Source organism: Terriglobia bacterium (assembly GCA_020072565.1).
GTDB lineage: Bacteria > Acidobacteriota > UBA6911 > UBA6911 > UBA6911 > JAFNAG01.
This window is the reverse complement of sequence record JAIQGI010000078.1, coordinates 1-18,130: the sequence shown is the minus strand read 5'-3', so window position 1 is coordinate 18,130 and position 18,130 is coordinate 1. Positions and strand designations below refer to the sequence as shown.

Genomic DNA, 18,130 nt, shown 5'->3' with positions numbered 1-18,130 from the left:
ACTTCCCCCCACAACCCCCTTCACGCCTTCGGCGTGGATGATATTGAGTCCATCTCCCGACTGTCTTCTCTAAACACCATTCTCAATCTGGATCACTTCTGCAAAGCGGTAGTGGACTACTCTTGCCGAGCGCCGAAGAAGATCGGGGCTGAGGGGGCCATCAGACAGGCTTGGCGCCAATAAATCAGGCCGTTTTCTTGGGCTTAGGGGCTGGTTCAAACCGCACGGAACCCTGCCACCGACTGTGCAGGCATAGCCTGACGCAGCGCATCAGCTCAGGATTACAATCAATGTCTGGATGCATATGGGCGACATTGCGCATCGCGCCGCCACGCAGGCGATCAACGATCGTGGCATTTCTCCTCGAGCCAGGACATTCCTCTTAAAATCGAAATTCGGGGCTGTTATTTGGGTGCAAGCGCCATCTGTGGCCTTCAGAACGACGGATCTCACGTGCGATCCGAAAGTTGGCGTCGTCAGTCCCCGTTTCCCATGTCCGAACGTCGGTATCGGTATCGCAATCGCTATTGGCTAGTGCGGATCAGGAGTTCCGATTGCAGTACCGATGTTTTCTGCCCTTTTGAACCTTTGCACAGCGGTCTGCATCTTCATACAGGAGGCTGGATTCTTTCCTTTGGAAAGAGTATGGTGGAAACAAATGAGCCTCGCGAGGATAAGGATATGAAAAGTGTGACAACCCTTTCCAAGTGCTTTTGGCTGTTGGCGTTAGCTGGGATTCTGGCTCTGCCGCTTCCGGCACAGGAGGCCGTCCAGAAACCGGTTCAGGACCCTGAGCTTGTGATTCCGGCCGGAACCGTTCTGCCGGTGACTCTCAACACCTACCTGAATACGAAAAACACCCAGGTGGGCGACGTTTTTTACGCCGACACGGCCTATCCCATATGGATACAGCAGCGCCTGGTGATTCCCCGCGGCTCCATCGTCCGGGGCACGGTTACCGAGGTGTACAAGCCGGGAAAAATCAAGGGTAAAGGCAAGATCGCGGTCAGATTCGATTCGGTGCTGTTGCCCAACGGAGTCGAACGTTCTCTGGTAGCTGCCTTCCATGGCATTCATGGCCCGGGCGCAGAGAAGATCGATCGCAATACGGAGTCGGTGGAACAAGGTGGAACCAGCAATAAAGGCGCCGATGTAGGTACCGTTGTGGGCACTGCGGGCGAGGGTGCCATCATTGGAGGATTGGCTTCACGTGATGCATCAAGCATTGGGATTGGCGCCGGCGCCGGTGCTGCTGCAGGATTGGCGATTGTTCTCCTCAGTCGGGACCGGGATCTGGTTCTGCAGCCCGGCACGCAGCTTGATCTCGAGCTGAGGCAGCCGATGCGCTTTGCTTACGGCGAGGTGATTTTCAGCCAAGCAGAGCTGAACAGCGCTACCCGTACTCCCGCCGTCCGACCCACTCCGCCGCAGAAGCGGACAACCCCGTCTCGGCGGGGGTGGTTTCCCATCCCTTGGATCTGGCGGTAGGGGCGACTCGGCAATAACTAAGTTGTAAGTGTCCCCAGATCCGTGGAGTCTGTCCAGTTGTTGCAGGCATTGAATTTACTGGACTTACTAGCGCAGGGTGCGGACGTTTTCCGGCAGAATAGGACGCACCTTGCACCCTGGGCGCACCCAACAAGCTGTCCCGCCCATTTTCACCTAGGTGTCCCATTTCACGCCAGACCTTGTTGCCTTGGAATATCAGCGATCTTCGGCCTGGAAGGCCCCAGTTCCGATTTTGGCTGAGCTTTGCTGATTTTTGATTTTGGTCGGGCAGTTTTGCCAAGCTTGTTAGATGGCGTTAGATGCGCTACAAACCGTCTGCCGGGCGCAAATCATTGCAGATTGCTATTTCTGACCGATCTTTGCATTGTAGATTTTGTTACCTTCTTGCAGTTTGAGATCGGCCTGGAGCCACAAAGCCTGTACTGAACTGACGGGAATCACGGGCAGCTTTCTGCCGACCCCTGCTAGATCCTTTTCTTCTTTCTGTAGCTTGTACTTGCCCGCAATTACAGCCACGTCACCCTCACAGACAAGGTAGCCCTTGAGCCATTCATATTTTGAGCTGTCAATCTGCTCGTTCCACAAAGCCAGGCTGTCCTTAAAAATAGGCAGCGCTTCTCCATAGCGGGCAACGAGCAGCCGCTCCATGTCAGATTCGGCTTTGTCCTTTGCGATCAAAATCTCCGTTGCAAAATTCTGGAGCAATTCTCCCATCTTTTGATAATTCAAACCGACGCTGATAGCAGCCTGAATGCTTTTGGCGGCGCGATAAACAGGCTCGAATTTCGCATGGTCAACTTGCGCTCCAGTCGTTTCCTTCGGCCTAAAACATGCTGCGGAAATCAAAACGAGCAGTATCAATGGAAAATATTGGAGCTTCATGTTGCCTCCAAGATCCTGGTTTTAGTGCAGCATTTTGCTCGAAGCCTACTTCTTCCTCTCCCACTTGTCCTTTGCCTTTGCCTCTGCCGTCGTCTGCCACTGCATATTACTCGGAGCGTCCGCACCTCCCTTTGCTAGTGGCACAATGTGATCAATGACATATCCCTTGCAAGAACCAGAAGTCTTGCCCGTTGCCGGACACGGATGCGACCGCATGAAGGCGCTCTTAGCCGATTCGCTCCGTTGGATTTTGCCTTTGCTCGAACGCGGCGCTGCAACTGTTTTTGCTTTTGTAGTTGGATTGGAGGTCTTGCTTTTGGACGCGGTCGTGCCAGGGAGGTTGCGGGTGTGTGCTTTGACTATCGTTCCATCTTTCCTGGTATAGCTTTTCACGTTAACGGTTTTCTTGGAGGCAGAGGTCGAGGATTTTTGGCTCGACAAGGCGCGCTTGGCGGGGAAGGCCGTGGTTATGAGGAAAGAGCAGAAAAGAAGAATAAAAACGTGTTTCAGGATCTTGCGATGCATATCGCCTCCGTTATCCGGGCGGGGGGAACCTTGCGGCGTCCGGAGGAAAAACCAACATAATTTAAAATCCTACTACCTATAGACCACCAAAAGCGACAAGAAAGCGAGAAGGTTATCGAATTATTCAAGCTGCGATACTGAATGCCTTCATTCCATTACTCAGCTGTGGACAAGGAAGGGGGTAGGGAAATCTTCCCTGATCCAATTAAACGCTCCTGAGCGAATGTCGATTCTTCCCGTCATCAAAGCCTCTGTCTCGATGGCGCCAGACCTTTGCGGCCTATCCTCCATCCGCACTCGCAGATCCCGACCGCGCATCCAGCACCTGCCTCATTACGTCCGCTATTGAATCCAGCACGCTCACCTCATCCCTCACCTGATCCCATTGGGCATCATGGGGCGCCGCGACTGTCAGGAAGTGGAGGTCAGCAATTGCCTGCCTTAGGTTGTCGTGGCATTTGTGCAGTGCCTCCATGAAAGCAGCGGGTTCCATCGTCATTTATTGCGCTCCGCGATTCGGAGAGGGACGTAGATATTTGTGTGCACACTGACGACGCATCGGGTTCTGTCGGATCTTCAATTCCCAATTTTAAGGTATCGTTGGCGGAGGAGGTCTATGATCTCCGGCTTCCCGGTGTTTTTGTCGTGGCACTTCCAGAAGGTCCACCCGTTGGTCTGGTAATAAGGGCGTCCATCCTTCGGCGGTCCGCTTGCTATATTCCGTGCCATACCTCCCGAAACGGAGAGCGAGGAATACTGTTTGCCTTGAAAGGTAACGGTGCCGTCCTTCTCCACCGTAGCTGCAAAGCGTTGTTTCCTCCATTTCGCCTCAAGTTCAAAGGGTGGGCTTATGAGTCCTGCATCAATTAGGTCCTTGAGCGTACAGTCGAATGTGTTGTGTCCCTTCTTTTGTCCGTCGCCCTTTTTCCCATCTCGGCTTTTCGAAGGCTGTGGCTTCCTCCTCGCCCTGTCCTGTGCCTCTGTTTGCAGGGCTGAGCTTGGGCTTATTGGAAAACCCACCTGAAATTCCGCCCTCTTCAGCGAATGTTGTATATCGCCCCGAGTGAGCCCTGAGGTTTTCTTGTTTAGCAATCGCACCAGGCTGGGATCTGGGGTGTGGATGATCATCTCCAGGACCGCTTTCACTTGACGGTCAACGAAGTGCGCTTTCCATAGTACGTTCAGCTCTTTCTCCTCCATTTTGCTTTTGGAAAGGAGGTCAAGAGTTTCCGTGGTCACCGCATCCGGGGCCTCGTCTGATAACCGCACTTTGCGGAAGAGCTTCTCGTCAGCGTCAACTGGCGCGTGAGCGTTATAGAGTCGGTATTCATCCCCATTGGTGAGCACGCACCACTCGACGCCGGCGGTTGCGGCGTACCCAATAGTTTGGCTTGTCCACTTCCGGTCATCAAGACTGGCGCTAAGGGGTTTGGCCTCCACAAAAAGACACGGTGTCCGTAGCGTGAATAGGGCGTAGTCCACGGGATTGTCTTGCGAGCGATGCCGATATTGGTTCCTGACTTCATCGAGGTCCTGTATGTCCCACCCAAGGGTTTGCAGTAAGGGATTCACAAACACCCTTTTCGTGTCCTCCTCTCCAATGGGTTCATTCTTTTTGCGGACACGTGCTATCCTGTCTCTCAATTCTGAGATTCTTGCCGCGAGCGCCTGAATCTGCTTCTCAGTCACCTTGGTACCTCCTGCGGTTCTTGTCCCGCTTGAGAGTAGATCCCAACCCTTCCCAGCATCAACGCGGGTCATGCCTTGAATGATCATCGCCGGAATAACGACAGATCCAACGACCCCATGTGACGAGTTGGAAGGCTCACCTGATTCTCCTACCACTATCAATCCATATGCAGCGGGCCATCACCAGCGCGCCCATGATCCCCCGATTACCTGCGCCCTGCCATTCGGGAGGTGCCAATCGTTCCTCAGCACCTCAAAGTAAAAAACAAGCGCAAGTACGGGTAAGACGAAGTGCTTAACACATGTTTTGAGGAAGTCTGGAAATTTCATGCATTGCCCACGATCAGGGGCGCTACAGGAATGGCGACTACCCATCCGATCCTGCGAAATCCCCGAATGAAGTTGAGAGCCATTGGCCCTCCCTCTTAGTCGAGCGTTTCTCTGTCGACTCTCGGCAAAATGCTAGGATGCCGCCATCATACACCCAAAGAGGAAGGAACTGCGCGGCCAGAATGCTTACATTTGCTAAGTTTTGACGCTCAACCGTGGCGGTATATCCCGAGGGGGCCTTAATTTGCGCCACGGGCTTGGTCACTTGTGGAACATCACACCCCGAAGCTGCGTCTCTGGCTGTCGTGCAAAGGGGGACACAGGATTAATTGTCCCGTAACTTCCACCGGTCAACGGCATCGGCGATGCTGAGGAACAGCTCAAGGTCTGCCTCGGATTGGTCTCGCATGAGGCCAATCAGTTGCGCCCTCAGCAGATCTCGCTTTCTCTGGCCAGTTTTGGGGAAGTCGAAAAACTGAGCGAGGGTCAGGTTGAAGGCGCCGGCCAAGCTGCAGAGGTTATCGAAGGAAACGTTTCTTTCGCCCCGCTCGATCCCGCCGCCGTCGGTCGGATGGAGATCCGCGCGTTCGCCAAGTTCCTCCTGGGACCATTCGTGCGCCTTTCTCAGTTCGCGGATCCGCTTGCCCAGCTCAATACGCATCTTCTGCATCGTCGCCTCCGATGCAGTACCAATAGTCTCAAGGGATCGGCGACACCGCAGACGATGAGCCTTACATTGAGATGGATTCAGAAGACCAAGAGTAGTAGTCTGGGTAACAGTAGGCCTTCTCTTACAGGAGGCGGACAAAATGTGGCAGGAGTCTGAGATAGTCCCTCACAATATCTCATCAGCTGAAGCTGACCGCCCTGGCAAGTGGCGGATGACCGGCGCTGTCATTGTAGGGCTTCTTGCAGGTTTCTTCTTGTCGAGTGCTCTTTATGATGGTGCTGTTAGGGTTTTTGACAATGAGAACGCTGAGGAAACATGGGGTCCATTTCTGTTCTTTTGGGGTGGGCATTGGCTGTTGCGGGGTATTGCGTCGATACTGGCAATCGCCTGGGGTGGATTTCTCGCAGGAGTTGTCGCCAGAGAAAAGGGGGCGTTGGCGGCAATTTGTGCAACCCTACCCGCATCACTCCTCTGGGGAGCCATAGGCTTTGGGGGATTGTTGGGGAAGCCGGTCTATTCATATAATATTTCCCTTCAAAATTCCATTCTCGCAATAGCACTCTGCCTCTCAACCCCATTCTTCGCTTTTAAAGCCGGAATCAGAGGCTCTTCAATTGGGCAAGAGCTTGGGCTTCATTTCGACTCAAGACCTCGGACGCTTTTCGGAATTAGGTGGTTCCATTACCTTTGGATTCCCTTCGCCCTGAACGTCATTGCCCTTCAATCAGCATGGGCATTTTTGTATGCCTTGAGATTATATGCGGGATTCAGCCTAGTCGCACTGATATTGCAGGCCGGGATTCTTGCTACGTTATCCATTACGAAAAACGGGCTGGCGCGAGCCTATCTGATACTCTCGGGCCTGGACTCCGCCACAACCCACAGTGGCGTTGCAGTGCTCAAATTCGGATGTGGTTTGCCATTGCTGGCCGCTCTGTTGCAGACTGGCATTTATGGCATCCATTACGCATTAACCAAGCTGTTCCGCTGACATGCTAAATATGCCTCAGGGTTCTCAAAAGGGCTCCAATGGAAACGGTCACAAGTCCATCCTGGGCTTGATCAATGCTGCTCGCTCGATCCAAACACTTATAATGCAAAGCAAACCGACCAAGGTGCCCACCTTCACCTCAATCATTGTCCTACTCTTAGCCACCCTGGCAACGTGGCCCCACGGTTTCTACACCCTCCTGCGGTTGGTGGTCTGTGCAAGCGCCATCTATTTGACCTTGCGGGCCAGCATGATAAAGAATAGCCCTTGGTTCTGGATCATGCTCGGAATTGCCATCCTGTTCAACCCACTGGCTCCGATTACACTGCCGCGACTTTATTGGCAGGTATTGGACGGCGGCATGGCAATCCTCTTTAGCTTGGCCATGTTCAAATTGCGGAGCAAGCGCGGTGAGCCCGAATTCAAGCATCTAGAAAAGCGGAGTAGGGCCTGGCGGCGGTGTTAGAAACAGGACCGAAAACATGCAAGGTGGAACCAATATGGAACCAAAATCAATAATTGCTGATTTTATGGAATTTCCTGTAGCTGTAACTTATTGAAATATTTGGTGGAGCTGGCGAGGATCGAACTCGCGACCTCCGGCGTGACAGTCCCCAGAAGATATTGCAGACATTGAATTTACAGGACTTGGGAGCGCAGGGTACGGACGCTTTCCCGCAAAACTGAACGCACCTGCACCCTGGGCGCACCCAAGCGGCAGGCGCTGCTGAGACGATATCTACTGGAGCAAACCTTGACTGTCTCTACCCCGAACTCTCGGCACTTCTGCTTGAGAGCATGGGGGATCTGAGTCACGACCAGGATTCCACAAATTTGCTCACATCGCTGATGGAATTCAGTTGCAGCGATTAAGGTAGGTGACTGCGTGCCCCAGATCATGATAGAATTTGAATATTCATTCGGCACCAAATACCAGCGCCCAGCGGGAGGTTATTTGCATGCACACCTCAATCGTCCGCGGTTCAATGGCACTCCTGGGATTGGCAGTTCTCGTTCTTCTATTCATTGTCTCAGTGCGCACCCTCAATCCTCCACAGACTCCCGCTGCAAGCAATCCTGCTCCTACTGCACGGCAAGCTGCTCTGATAGAAAGCGTAGGACTGTCGGAATTCGCTGCTGCGACTAACACTGTATATGCGGCCACACCAACAGAAAAGCGCATTGCCGAAGAAATGACGCCCATAATTCAGTTGTTCGGTGACGGAAAGAAGGTTGAGGACGTCAAGAAGGCAATCACAGCACTGACAAAGATCGTCACTGCGTACCCTGCATACCCGGACGCTTACCTTATCCGTGCAACATTCGCGATATCTGCCGGTGAGCACGACTACGAGAGGATGCTGTCTGACATCGACAGAGCAATCCAACTCCATTCATTAGGCAAATATGCAAGCGCCTATGATTCAACCAATGACATGTACGTACTGAGAGCTAAGGTGCACCTGCTTGCGGGGCACTCGCCTGATGCTATCAACGATTTGGAGAAGGCAATTACGATCAAGCCGAGCAATGCGACCAGTGTGTTCAACAACGGCGGCGTCAAGCCCGAAGAGAGCTCGAATCCGACTGCTCTCAGGAAGGCGGATTTCGATGCATTCATCGCACGATTTCCTGATGATCATCGTGCCTACCTTGTTCGTGGCCTCTTCTACGCAGGCTTCACGACTTTTGACGAGAAGTATTACGATCCGGCACTTGAAGATCTAAAGGAGGCATCTCGACGTAATCCCAAGTCCTTCATAGTTAAATATTTCCTGGGCATGATTACCCAAAAGAAGACATTTCTGACTCAGGCAGCAGGGTCCGATATCTCGGATATAACTGGTGAAAAGGGTGGATTCAAGGAGCGAACTAATAACCTTGCACTGGGCTATTTTAGAGAAGCGGCAGCACTAAATCCGGATTTTGCGGATGCGCATGCCGAAATCGCCCAGTCGCTTTTCACCCTAAAGCGCTATTCAGAGGCCATTCCTTACTACGATAGGGTCCTCGAACTTGAGCCGCAGAACCCAGCGGCCTACAATGACCGGGGATTGTCGAAGACATTCACCAACGACTACTACGGGGCAATAAGAGATTTTTCCAAGGCTATTGAGCTGAAGACTTCGAAGGGCACGACTGCACTGGGCAGCACGCTCGGCAATTCTTATGCAAGCCGTGCTGCCGCTTATGCAAAGGTTGGGGACTTCGAAAAGGCGATAGCTGACTATGGCAGGGCAATCGGTGAGTCATTACGAAGTCTGGTACTACTAATGAGTCTGCCGCAGATTCGGACGATGTATCCTGAATTCAGTAATATCGTGGATGAAGATCTCATTGAAGGCCTGCGGAAAAAGTATTATCCGAATATGAGCCCAGCGGATTTCGCGGACAACTATGCCAAGAAGGCTAAACCGTATGACGAGTTTATTGTGGCGGAGCTGTACGTGAATCGCGGGGATGCATATCTTGCCCATGGGCGGTTTAGGGACGCCATCAGTGAATACTCGCGGGCACATCATGCCTGCACTGGTTGGCCGATAGATAGATGGCGCACATTCATAAAGACCGTGGATACGGAGTTTTTTGTCGACACTGAGACGCTTGGCGTTCAGGGTGATAAGAGCACCTCGGTTTGGCTGAAAGAGGTCAGTCTCAAGTCGGGCGCCTATAATCAGCAGAATTATGAGTGTGACTGTGCAGGAAGGAGGCTCAGGTCGACGGCTGTAATGTTCTACGACGCACGTGGCAATCTGCTGAAATCATCCGGCGAACAACGGTGGAACCCGATCGCGCCCGATACCATTGGGGAGATCCTGTACCGAGGTCTGTGCAGATAAGGATGGAGAGCCTCGCCCATGGAAGTGCTGTCCACCGGTGGGCTGCGTCGTCGGCAAGAGCACGGACACGAGATGCTTACTGGAGATAGGACCTCGACCACCTTGCTTGCCTCTCGCAGTAACTGGCCCGGGATATGAGTTTCAGTTACTCGGATCCGCCTTCTTGCTTATGCGAAATCCCCGTGGGTCCCGCTTGCCTCCCCGTGCCAGTGCCGATGCATAAATTCGACGTTGCGCCATTCGCGATGGGTGTCGGGGGCAATCCGTCAGGCGCTCAAGCTTGTCCTCTCGGCCGGAATCCTCCGCTTCTTGTTCTGGTCCCTCAAACAGCTCTCCTGCTTCCTCACAATTCGGCAGCATGCGGTGGGACGATGGACGGCCAACAGGATGGTGTGGCTGCGAAGGAATCGCACCGGGGTGGCCAGTTAGCGGCTAATTAGCGGATCCCTACTCGAGCGAGGAGCCAAGCCACTTCACCCGGGATGCTTGTGAAAATCACCCCCACAAATAGCCATGCCAGTCCGACGACCTCGAGGCGAAGTCCGCCAACTCCAATATCCTCAATCAAGCGAGAAACCTCAGCATCTTTCGCCTGCCTTTCCTGGCTTTCTTTGTTCACGTTGGTTTGGACCTCGGTGATCCGCTTTTGATGGGATTGAAATTTCTCATCCATTTCCCTTTGCATGGCCTCTAAATTCTTTTCCAAGGCCGAAAGGCGCACCTCTGTTGTCGCGTCAGGTCCGGTCCCGGCTTTAAGTCTTCCTTCCAGGCTTAATGTGAAGCTGAAACTTTCGGCCATCTCTGCGGTAATAGGTTTCGGATGCCTAAATACATTCGCCAGCGCCCCAGCCCAGCCCACAAGTGTTTTGCCGAGTGGGGGCCGCCCAAAGGAGCATCGCACGTCATACAGGCCCTTCGCAACAGTCGTTAATCCCAAAATCTGGAGCGCTGTCCCTGTGAAACGCAGGGCATCGGACAGGGATGCCTCCAGCAAATCGAAGACTATGATCACAATGATTATTGCACCCAAGGCCAGCCCGACCGGCCAGGCACGAAGCAAGGTAGGCCAGAGTGCACGCCAGCGTATGGTCAGCATTTTTGTGGGCTCCGAGGATCAGAGGGGAGGTTTGCTCTTAAGGGAGGAGCAATCGCGTCGAGAGCCTGCCGCAAGACGTCCGCTATCGAGTCCAGGCAGCTGATTTTGTCAACCAGCTGGTCCCTGAGCTCGCCCGCCGGCCGCGCCAGGGCGATGTGGAGCAGGTCCGCGATCGTCTCCTCGAGGTTCCCGAGCTGTATTCGGAGCGCTTCAATCGTGGCTTTCTCGGCGTCGTTCACATGCTCCTCAACCCTCGTCCCCCACCTTCAATTTGGGTTCACCGACACGATGCCACAAAACTCCAAAGCTACCACCATGAGCATGATTGCTGTTTTCATTGGCTTTGTTCTCATCGCTTTCGATCGTCAGCCATCATGCTGTCAATGAACAAAGAGGCTCCCTCGAAGCCGGTCATGTCACTTTTCTTAGCAATTGGCACAAACACCATGCCGCTCGTTTCCCTTTTTTCGCCTTGACCAGGTGTCCCCTTCATATTGGCGACGGCTAGCAACTCCCCCGTTTGCCCGTCATATAAGTAACGGTGGTTGAGCCAATCCCCCACTGGTGTGACAAGGTCAGCAGTTTGTACGGTTAACTCCACATAACAGCGATTTGTCTGTGGGTCGTAATGGGATGTCTGAGATTGTGTGAGAGCGGAACCCACATGATTGTTTTCGAGAATCTTCTCACCCAGCGAGGCACATTCGGAGCGGAGATGAAAAACTTCTGTGGCCGTGGGAAGCTGAAATGCGGTTGTGATTTGTGATTTGTTATCAGGATTGGGAGGGGATGCGTACCAGAGATACCCGCCGATAATCGACATGACACCCACCGCCACACCCAAGCCGATGGAGAACCCCCAAGGCAAAACTCTCTTCCACCTCAGCGGCTTGCCTTCACTCTGAAGATTATCCATAAGCACCTCGAGCCATTTGTACCTGTGTCACGGGGCGACGGCGCACCATGTCATCCTTTGAATCCCCTGAAAATCCAAGCGAGAATTGAGATGGAGCCCTGAATGATGAGAGCCCAGATCAAAATAGATCCGAGGATCAGCCCAGTCAGCCTGAGCTTGCTGACTTGCTTGTGAACGGTAAACGTCCAAGATTCTCTTTCGCGGTCGGTCGGGTTTACCGTTATCCAGTCGCTAGGCTCGGCAGCGGCAACCTTCTTCTCTAGGTCACTGAAATCGAGCTTGCCGGGAGGGGGTACTGGCGGTTTTTGCTTTGCTTCAAAGTCTTTGATGACCTTTTCCACCACATCTTTTGGAACCTCTCGCTGGAAAAGAGCCTTCCCAAAGCCGGGCAGTCCGACCATATTGGGCGCATTTAGCTCAAACCAGCTCGGTTGGCTTCGATACTTCTCCCACGGTCCTGGCGTGGAGGATGTTGCCCCCGCCTGCTTTGCCAGCGCATCGTAATCTATGGGTTTTGCGACCTCGTAATTGGAGGGAGAAAACTCCTTTGTGTTCTCGTAAAAAACCAGAACGAGGAAAGCTGCCAGAGGAAACGTGACCACCCATCCTATTCTGCGAAATCCCCGAACAAGGTTGAGTGCCATAGGCAGCCCTTCTGGTACTCAGGTTCCTCTTGTTGTTCCCGAAGACTCTGATGCAAGTGCTCTGATGCTGAGTCTGGAAAGAAGCAGGTCTATGATCGCGCCGAAGTGCTGTCATTTCAACAAAAACATGAAGGGGTTGCCTCTTGGAAAACAGGGCAAGACATGGACCGGTCCCGCGACGTCCAGCTTGGGAATTGTTCCCGCGACATTGATTTCATTGAGCTTATTAGACCTCCACCTCGTAAGATTTCCTACAAGTTCGTAAAAAGTTGGCCGAAATGCAACCCCCGCGCAACCAAAAGACGTATAATTGAGCGCAGTCCAAAACTAAGTTTGCAGCATGGAAAGACGCAGTTCCTTCACGGGGGAGTTCAACAATGGCGGGTCATCAAGGTGGCAAAAAGTTCAAGCGCGGGGAGATAGTGCAACTCGTATCCGGCGGACCCAAAATGGCCGTCGACAGTTTCGAAGAGTACCGCGGCTATCATTCCAAGTGGTTTGTTGGTAGCAAGCTCAACGAAGGATGTTTTGACGAAGCCAGTCTCGTTAAGTTCGAAGAAAAGGACCCGGCCCTCAAATGACGACTGCTCGGGAAGTAGCGGAATGGATGGCGGCAGAACTCGAACATGTCGAGAGCTTGTATCAGGAGGAGGCGGTCTATCGCATTGCCGCGAAATTTGGCAGCGACTTCGTGTATCAGAACGAAAATGGCAATCTTGCCATAGACCGTGGCGTTTTACATGCGTTCCGAAAACTGACAGATGATTCCGTTGTGTGGGAAAAGACAGAGCGGTGTTGGCGGAAGCGGATCCCGTCTGATCCGCCTGGACGCCGAACGGACTAGGTTATATTTTGCCCGGCTGGCCGGTCGACGGTGAACGGCACTTTCCCGAGTGCCTTCAAACGACCTCTCGGGGCCACCGCTGGCGCCCGGGTGGTATTTCACAGCAAAACGAAACTCGGCTACATGTACGGGTTAGCGTACGAGGTAAGCGGAAATGGACGAAAGCGTCAAGCCTAGTGATCTTGCGAACCAAAGCGCAGATTACGTCGCCACGGCGGCCAAAGCGGCTTTGGGCTTCGTTCCGTTCATTGGCTCCGTCCTTGTTGAGTTGGCAGGAAGCGTGATACCCAATCAACGCATCGATCGCATTGTACGATTCGCGCAACACCTTGCGTCACGGCTTGAACATGTGGAGCAGGGCTTCGTCAGTGCACAACTCAAAGACGAAAACTTCACAGATCTTATGGAAGAGGGCCTTAGACAGGCAGCACGATCGGTTATGGAGGAACGCAGGAAACAAATCGCGACGCTTATCGCTAACAGCCTAAGAAAGCAGGATGTTTCCTATGTCGAGTCGAAGCACCTGCTGCGAATACTGGGCGAGATCAATGACATCGAAGTGATCTGGCTTGCTTCCTATTATTATGACACCCCTGCTGAAGCGCAAGAGTACCGTGCAAGACATTCGGCCGTGCTTGAACCTGTGACAGCAAATTTTGGTTCATCACAAGAGAAGGTCGACGGCGCGACGCTTCAGCAAAGCTATCTGGAGCATCTGGCGCGGTTAGGACTCTTACAACCTCGATACGATATGGATCATGGAGCTAGAGCCCCGCGGTTTGATTTGGATACGGGCGAGCAGCGGGTCATGGGATATAGGTTGTCGCGACTTGGTCGGTTGCTACTAGGGCAATTGGGCATTTTAAAGAATGAAAACCTGAAGGAATAAAATCTGACCGTGGCGCCGCCAGCGTCGTCCCCGCACCCCGGCCCCCCATCGGCTGCCGTGCGTTGTTGAGTCGCCACGAAATAAGGGAGTAGTGATGGAATAGGCTAGTGATTGCCCGGTTACCTTCTAGAGGGACAGGGCGCCATCCGCGGCGCCTTGCCGGGCTCCCCAGCGGGCCACTTGCGGAGGTGGCAATGAAACATCCGAAAGAAACTCCAGCAGTATTGGACCCCCAAACGGCGGCCGAGAGGATGCAGCGACTCGCCGGCAAATTTGAGCAAATCGCAGAATCGCCGTCACTCGTTCGATTCATGCTTCTCTGGGATACACTGAAACAACCGGACTGCATCGAAGCGTTAGAGACTTATATTGAGTGGGACAAGACCCCCTCGAACGCCAGGACCTTTGTGCGAAAGATCATGCAGCCTACCCGCTTGTTCAATAAACTCCAACACTCAGCCCTACTAGACTTAATATTCGATTATTTTCGGTCGGGTGGGGATGGAAAAGACTTCGGTAAGAATGGTAGGGAGCTTGTCAATCAACTGACGAAGGAAGAACAGGAACGCTTCGTTCAAAGCGCGGAATACAAAGCCTGGGTGAAAGACGCCGCGAGGGCCGCGCGTTACCTGCGGCAGTCGGCGGCAATGATGGTATTTGAATCGTCGCGAGAATCCGACCTGCCTCCAGATGAGAAGTTTGACCCGACTAATTGTGGTGGAGTAGTCTCCTGTGTGGTTGTTTCTTACGCGAAGAGCGGCAATACAAATCTTGGGAAACTCGCCGGGATGATCCGTCACAAGGTCAAAGGCCAAAAGGTACCGCCGAGCGTGAAGCAGTGGGCCTATAAGACTAGAGAGAAAGCAAAGAAAAACGGATGGTGGGATGCCGTTCCCAACGACTACTGGAAGAGCTACAAATAGGAAGAAAATCTCCACTGTAAAGTGACCTCCACAGTAACCGATAAAGTCACCCAAAGTAACCCATCGGTTCTCTTCACAAAGAAAAATTACCCGCAAATAGCTCTACACTAAAGAATTTCTCAGGTAGGTGACTTTTTCTATTCCGGCCATCTTGTACGGGAAATCTACGCACCCCAGACTATCGGCATGAAAACATTAGTCAATCGACAACTTCGAGCCATGCGAGTCTTTCGCGGAATGACGCAAGGCGAGCTCGGGCAGAAGATCGGAAAATCGCAAGCATGGGTCTGCCAACTGGAGCGGGGCCTCCAGATACCGACCGATATTGACGTCGCGTTGATTTGTCGCGCGCTCAATGTTTCGCCAGACACAATTTTCCCCAAGCCCGACTGCGGCTTTCGAAGTGACCAGCAAATGTTTATAGAGGCGCGTGCCTGAAGAATACGTACATGACATGGGGAGAACTCTGGAAATAAAACGAGGCTTACCAAGCGACGATTCTCGGCAAGCCTCAAACTTTGGACGGCAGCAAAATGAAAATACGCGAAAACCTATCTCGAAGTCAAGAGTTTGATAGTTATGAGCACCTGCAGGCGATGGGAAACATGCTCACCTTAGCAATCGCCCGGGCAGAGCACAGAGGCGATCAAAAGGCAATTGCACGCCTCCTTTTCAAAAAGTCAGAGTTAATCCGAAGGATGCGGAACGTCATCCGTATCGACCACAGAATGGCGGCCTGCCGATGAGCAGCGCGCAGCCTTTCAATCCTGAAGCGGAACGGGCGCTGCTCTGCGCTATCCTGCGCGAGCCTGACTGCCTGGAGAAAGCCGCTTCGATCATCGAGTCTGGAGATCTCTCACAAGCGCACAGCATCATTTTTCGTACCGCTCTCAACCTCTTTGAGGCTGAGGGTGTCGTTGATCCCGGAACGGTTGTTGCGGCACTCAGCGCGGCGGGCGAACTCGACAAGGCCGGCGGGGCCGCATATGTCTGCAGTCTGACCGACAGTGGCGGATGCGGCGCGAATGCGGCGGCGTATGCCGAGACGGTTCGGAAATTCGCGGATGCGCGGAAGACCCGGGAAGTCATTAAAGCGGCGCTGGCGAAGGCGGGCGATAACGGAACGGACCCGGATGCGGCGAGAGAAAAGCTGATCTGCGACCTGCAGAAAATTCAACGCATCTCGCCCGAGCCCCAGGCGCACAAATTCGAACAGCTCGCAGAAGATCGATACACACTCAGCCTGCCGCAACTCGAAATCATTTTTGACGCGGATCGGCTGCGACGCGAGCATAACGAACTAATCGGGGAGTTGTGCGTTCGCTGCAAGCTGCCTGGAGTGCGAACCTATGACGGCGTTGTGTCCGTCGCTGACTTCAATCTATCTTCAGCCCGGGCCCGTTCGGAGCGCGCCAAGTTGCTGACAGATCGATCCAACACGAAGGAATTGGACTGGTCGGGATACCTCGAAGAGCTGTGCCAGCGCGTTTTGGGAGCGGAACGCGCCGGGCAGCCGGCCGTTGACTTGCGCGAATTGGAGAGACCGACAGCGGACGATGCAATCAATGTTGACGGCCTGGTTCTGCCGCGCCGGCATCCGACCATTGAATTCGGAGACGGAGGCGCAGCCAAGTCCTACCACGGGTTGTATACGGCCGGCCGCCTGGTGCAGCAGGGTCTTTCGGTTGCGTTTTTCGACTGGGAGCTGGCCGGCGAAGATCACCGCGACCGCCTGGAGCGTCTCTTCGGCAAGGCAATGCCGAGGATCTCTTACGCCCGATGTGAGCGGCCCCTGGTTTACGAAGCTGACCGGCTTCGGCGCATCGTGCGTGACGAGGGTATTGATTACGCCCTGTATGATTCCATTGCATTTGCCTGTGACGGGCCCCCGGAGGCCGCAGAGGTAGCCGGCAGATACTTCCGGGCCGTCCGTCAGATTGGCGTGGGTTCACTTCATATCGCCCATGTGAGCAAGGCAGACGGAGCTGATCAAAAACCCTTCGGGTCCGTCTTCTGGCACAACGGCGCCCGCTGCACCTACTTCGTCAAACTTGCCGATGCATTACTCGACGGCCAGACGATATCCGTTGGCTTCTTCAATCGCAAGGCAAACCTCGGGCGCCTTCTTCCACCAATCGGGTTCAAAATCGAGTTCACTTCAGACCGCACTTATTTCACCAGGGAGAATCCCGCCGACACCCCGGACTTGGCAGACAAGATGACGATCCGTGAACGGATGGTTTACCTGCTCAAGGGCGGTTCCGTAACCGTCGACGACCTCGCGAAAGAGATCGATTCGAAGCCGGACACCATCCGCAAGACAGTCAAAAGACACAACCGGACGTTTGTATTGCTGGAAGGGGGGAAAGTTGCGCTATCGCAAAGGGTTAGTTAACAGCCGGACGAAACACCGGACACTCACCGGACACTTTGTCAATTTATCCCTAGATTGCCGAGGGGTAAAATCGCCAATTAATTGCAGAACCATCAATTACAGCACCGGACACTTTGTCCGGTCAACGCTCAGCGGACACTTTGTCCGGTCACTGTCCGGTGGTCTGAGGGATATTGCACATAACTCGTTGGGTAATATGAGGATATTGCACCGGACACTTTGTCCGGACAGACAGTATTTACACCACCGGACAGACACTCCTCCCCCTTTAGGGGGAGTGTCCGGGTGTCCGATTTAAAGAAACGCAAGCCCCTTATGAGGATGCTTGAAGCGCCATGAAATCTGACGGTGCCCTATTTCGGAGCGTGGTCCCCGTGAGCGAGGTGCTGGTCTACCTCGCCGGTGACCGCTATCTCGATAAGCGGGAAACGGCGGCCTACCTGTCTGTGTCGGTGCGCACCCTCGAAGGATTGCCCGGGCTGAGGCGATACCGTCTCAATAAGGCCGTGAGATATCGGCGCAGTGAACTGGATGCCTGGATGCAGGCTCACGCCGAAACCAGGGAATCAACACCGGCGCCGGTCGGCGGTCTTCGTGGACTGCTCCAGGCATCGAAAAAGAGGGCGCTGAAAGAGGAAGAAATCGAGGAAAAGAACATCTTAATCGTGGGTCACAAGGGTTAAATGCTTATGACACAAGATGATGGAAACAGGGGTCAGCCAGCGGGTGCGCCTGGAGAGCAGAAAGAGGACGAAATTCCTCCTTCAAAGCCCAAAGGCAAGTTCGGCGCCGGGGGACCGCCCGGGAACCAGAAGGGTCTCAGGCACGGCGCCTACTCTCCTCGCCTAAGTCCCGAGGAGGAAAGGGAGCGCGACCACTTGGAGAACGACCTTATAGCGGACCTGGGTGGTGATGTATCCACGGCTCAGAAGGTCCTCATTCGCCGGATCAGCTTAATTGAAATCCGCCTTCGCCGATGCGAGCGGG

The 18,130-nt window shown here is 53.7% G+C and carries 20 protein-coding genes; 11 read left to right on the top strand and 9 right to left on the bottom strand.

Annotation, left to right across the window (positions count from 1 at the left end):
* Together LAP85_27440 and LAP85_27435 are read left to right on the top strand one after the other, a co-directional pair.
* Positions 1 to 183, top strand: a 183-nt coding sequence (locus tag LAP85_27440; protein MBZ5500146.1) for a hypothetical protein, incomplete at its 5' end; no start/stop codon positions are given.
* A gap of 498 nt (positions 184 to 681) precedes the next feature.
* Positions 682 to 1,488 (top strand): hypothetical protein, encoded by an 807-nt coding sequence (locus LAP85_27435; GenBank protein MBZ5500145.1) that lies wholly within the window; start codon positions 682 to 684, stop codon positions 1,486 to 1,488.
* 363 nt (positions 1,489 to 1,851) lie between these two features.
* Here LAP85_27435 and LAP85_27430 read toward each other — a convergent pair whose 3' ends face one another.
* The 5 genes from LAP85_27430 to LAP85_27410 all read right to left on the bottom strand — a co-directional run bounded on the left by LAP85_27430 (position 1,852) and on the right by LAP85_27410 (position 5,605).
* Positions 1,852 to 2,391: a hypothetical protein gene (locus LAP85_27430; GenBank protein MBZ5500144.1), complete on the bottom strand. Its 540-nt coding sequence runs from the start codon at positions 2,389 to 2,391 to the stop codon at positions 1,852 to 1,854.
* Between the two features lie 45 nt (positions 2,392 to 2,436).
* A complete protein-coding gene (locus tag LAP85_27425) occupies positions 2,437 to 2,607 on the bottom strand; it encodes an HNH endonuclease (GenBank protein ID MBZ5500143.1) in 171 nt (56 codons plus the stop codon).
* Positions 2,608 to 3,196: 589 nt separating this feature from the next.
* Positions 3,197 to 3,415, bottom strand: coding sequence for a hypothetical protein (locus tag LAP85_27420; GenBank protein MBZ5500142.1), 219 nt, complete (start codon positions 3,413 to 3,415; stop codon positions 3,197 to 3,199).
* Between the two features lie 77 nt (positions 3,416 to 3,492).
* The gene (locus tag LAP85_27415; GenBank protein MBZ5500141.1) at positions 3,493 to 4,605 is read right to left on the bottom strand and encodes a type I restriction enzyme HsdR N-terminal domain-containing protein; all 1,113 of its coding nucleotides are present in this window, start codon (positions 4,603 to 4,605) and stop codon (positions 3,493 to 3,495) included.
* Between the two features lie 655 nt (positions 4,606 to 5,260).
* The gene (locus LAP85_27410; protein ID MBZ5500140.1) at positions 5,261 to 5,605 is read right to left on the bottom strand and encodes a helix-turn-helix domain-containing protein; all 345 of its coding nucleotides are present in this window, start codon (positions 5,603 to 5,605) and stop codon (positions 5,261 to 5,263) included.
* 139 nt (positions 5,606 to 5,744) lie between these two features.
* Between LAP85_27410 and LAP85_27405 the strand changes: the two genes are divergently transcribed.
* Together LAP85_27405 and LAP85_27400 are read left to right on the top strand one after the other, a co-directional pair.
* Complete coding sequence (locus LAP85_27405) at positions 5,745 to 6,596, top strand: hypothetical protein (GenBank protein ID MBZ5500139.1); 852 nt, start codon at positions 5,745 to 5,747, stop codon at positions 6,594 to 6,596.
* 959 nt (positions 6,597 to 7,555) lie between these two features.
* Positions 7,556 to 9,436 carry a tetratricopeptide repeat protein gene (locus LAP85_27400; GenBank protein MBZ5500138.1) on the top strand — a complete coding sequence of 627 codons (1,881 nt, stop codon included), beginning with the start codon at positions 7,556 to 7,558 and terminating at the stop codon, positions 9,434 to 9,436.
* Positions 9,437 to 9,872: 436 nt separating this feature from the next.
* Here LAP85_27400 and LAP85_27395 read toward each other — a convergent pair whose 3' ends face one another.
* From LAP85_27395 to LAP85_27380, 4 genes are all read right to left on the bottom strand, one after another.
* Positions 9,873 to 10,532 carry a hypothetical protein gene (locus tag LAP85_27395; GenBank protein ID MBZ5500137.1) on the bottom strand — a complete coding sequence of 220 codons (660 nt, stop codon included), beginning with the start codon at positions 10,530 to 10,532 and terminating at the stop codon, positions 9,873 to 9,875.
* Complete coding sequence (locus tag LAP85_27390; protein ID MBZ5500136.1) at positions 10,526 to 10,771, bottom strand: hypothetical protein; 246 nt, start codon at positions 10,769 to 10,771, stop codon at positions 10,526 to 10,528. Before LAP85_27390 ends, LAP85_27395 begins: the two co-directional genes overlap by 7 nt.
* A 110-nt stretch (positions 10,772 to 10,881) precedes the next feature.
* Positions 10,882 to 11,448: a hypothetical protein gene (locus LAP85_27385; GenBank protein MBZ5500135.1), complete on the bottom strand. Its 567-nt coding sequence runs from the start codon at positions 11,446 to 11,448 to the stop codon at positions 10,882 to 10,884.
* Between the two features lie 50 nt (positions 11,449 to 11,498).
* Positions 11,499 to 12,092, bottom strand: coding sequence for a hypothetical protein (locus LAP85_27380; GenBank protein MBZ5500134.1), 594 nt, complete (start codon positions 12,090 to 12,092; stop codon positions 11,499 to 11,501).
* Positions 12,093 to 12,469: 377 nt separating this feature from the next.
* Between LAP85_27380 and LAP85_27375 the strand changes: the two genes are divergently transcribed.
* From LAP85_27375 to LAP85_27345, 7 genes are all read left to right on the top strand, one after another.
* Entirely contained in the window at positions 12,470 to 12,673 is a 204-nt protein-coding gene (locus LAP85_27375; GenBank protein ID MBZ5500133.1) for a DUF2158 domain-containing protein, read from the top strand.
* 417 nt (positions 12,674 to 13,090) lie between these two features.
* On the top strand, positions 13,091 to 13,825 hold the full coding sequence (locus LAP85_27370) for a hypothetical protein (protein MBZ5500132.1): 735 nt from the start codon (positions 13,091 to 13,093) through the stop codon (positions 13,823 to 13,825).
* 194 nt (positions 13,826 to 14,019) lie between these two features.
* On the top strand, positions 14,020 to 14,748 hold the full coding sequence (locus LAP85_27365; GenBank protein MBZ5500131.1) for a hypothetical protein: 729 nt from the start codon (positions 14,020 to 14,022) through the stop codon (positions 14,746 to 14,748).
* 186 nt (positions 14,749 to 14,934) lie between these two features.
* The gene (locus tag LAP85_27360) at positions 14,935 to 15,186 is read left to right on the top strand and encodes a helix-turn-helix transcriptional regulator (GenBank protein ID MBZ5500130.1); all 252 of its coding nucleotides are present in this window, start codon (positions 14,935 to 14,937) and stop codon (positions 15,184 to 15,186) included.
* Positions 15,187 to 15,490: 304 nt separating this feature from the next.
* Positions 15,491 to 17,143: a hypothetical protein gene (locus tag LAP85_27355; GenBank protein MBZ5500129.1), complete on the top strand. Its 1,653-nt coding sequence runs from the start codon at positions 15,491 to 15,493 to the stop codon at positions 17,141 to 17,143.
* A gap of 335 nt (positions 17,144 to 17,478) precedes the next feature.
* Positions 17,479 to 17,826, top strand: coding sequence for a helix-turn-helix domain-containing protein (locus LAP85_27350; protein ID MBZ5500128.1), 348 nt, complete (start codon positions 17,479 to 17,481; stop codon positions 17,824 to 17,826).
* A 6-nt stretch (positions 17,827 to 17,832) separates the two neighbouring features.
* Positions 17,833 to 18,130 (top strand): hypothetical protein (locus LAP85_27345; protein MBZ5500127.1); only part of this gene is annotated, 298 nt, incomplete at its 3' end.

What these genes read in the sequence shown, in the direction of transcription:
- LAP85_27360 (MBZ5500130.1), top strand. Translation starts at nt 14,935, where the DNA reads ATGAAAACATTAGTCAATCGACAACTTCGAGCCATGCGAGTCTTTCGC.
- LAP85_27370 (MBZ5500132.1), top strand. Translation starts at nt 13,091, where the DNA reads ATGGACGAAAGCGTCAAGCCTAGTGATCTTGCGAACCAAAGCGCAGAT.
- LAP85_27420 (MBZ5500142.1), bottom strand. Translation starts at nt 3,415, where the DNA reads ATGACGATGGAACCCGCTGCTTTCATGGAGGCACTGCACAAATGCCAC.
- LAP85_27355 (MBZ5500129.1), top strand. Translation starts at nt 15,491, where the DNA reads ATGAGCAGCGCGCAGCCTTTCAATCCTGAAGCGGAACGGGCGCTGCTC.
- LAP85_27385 (MBZ5500135.1), bottom strand. Translation starts at nt 11,448, where the DNA reads ATGGATAATCTTCAGAGTGAAGGCAAGCCGCTGAGGTGGAAGAGAGTT.
- LAP85_27400 (MBZ5500138.1), top strand. Translation starts at nt 7,556, where the DNA reads ATGCACACCTCAATCGTCCGCGGTTCAATGGCACTCCTGGGATTGGCA.
- LAP85_27435 (MBZ5500145.1), top strand. Translation starts at nt 682, where the DNA reads ATGAAAAGTGTGACAACCCTTTCCAAGTGCTTTTGGCTGTTGGCGTTA.
- LAP85_27425 (MBZ5500143.1), bottom strand. Translation starts at nt 2,607, where the DNA reads ATGCGGTCGCATCCGTGTCCGGCAACGGGCAAGACTTCTGGTTCTTGC.
- LAP85_27410 (MBZ5500140.1), bottom strand. Translation starts at nt 5,605, where the DNA reads ATGCAGAAGATGCGTATTGAGCTGGGCAAGCGGATCCGCGAACTGAGA.
- LAP85_27395 (MBZ5500137.1), bottom strand. Translation starts at nt 10,532, where the DNA reads ATGCTGACCATACGCTGGCGTGCACTCTGGCCTACCTTGCTTCGTGCC.
- LAP85_27380 (MBZ5500134.1), bottom strand. Translation starts at nt 12,092, where the DNA reads ATGGCACTCAACCTTGTTCGGGGATTTCGCAGAATAGGATGGGTGGTC.
- LAP85_27430 (MBZ5500144.1), bottom strand. Translation starts at nt 2,391, where the DNA reads ATGAAGCTCCAATATTTTCCATTGATACTGCTCGTTTTGATTTCCGCA.
- LAP85_27375 (MBZ5500133.1), top strand. Translation starts at nt 12,470, where the DNA reads ATGGCGGGTCATCAAGGTGGCAAAAAGTTCAAGCGCGGGGAGATAGTG.
- LAP85_27350 (MBZ5500128.1), top strand. Translation starts at nt 17,479, where the DNA reads ATGAAATCTGACGGTGCCCTATTTCGGAGCGTGGTCCCCGTGAGCGAG.
- LAP85_27365 (MBZ5500131.1), top strand. Translation starts at nt 14,020, where the DNA reads ATGAAACATCCGAAAGAAACTCCAGCAGTATTGGACCCCCAAACGGCG.
- LAP85_27405 (MBZ5500139.1), top strand. Translation starts at nt 5,745, where the DNA reads ATGTGGCAGGAGTCTGAGATAGTCCCTCACAATATCTCATCAGCTGAA.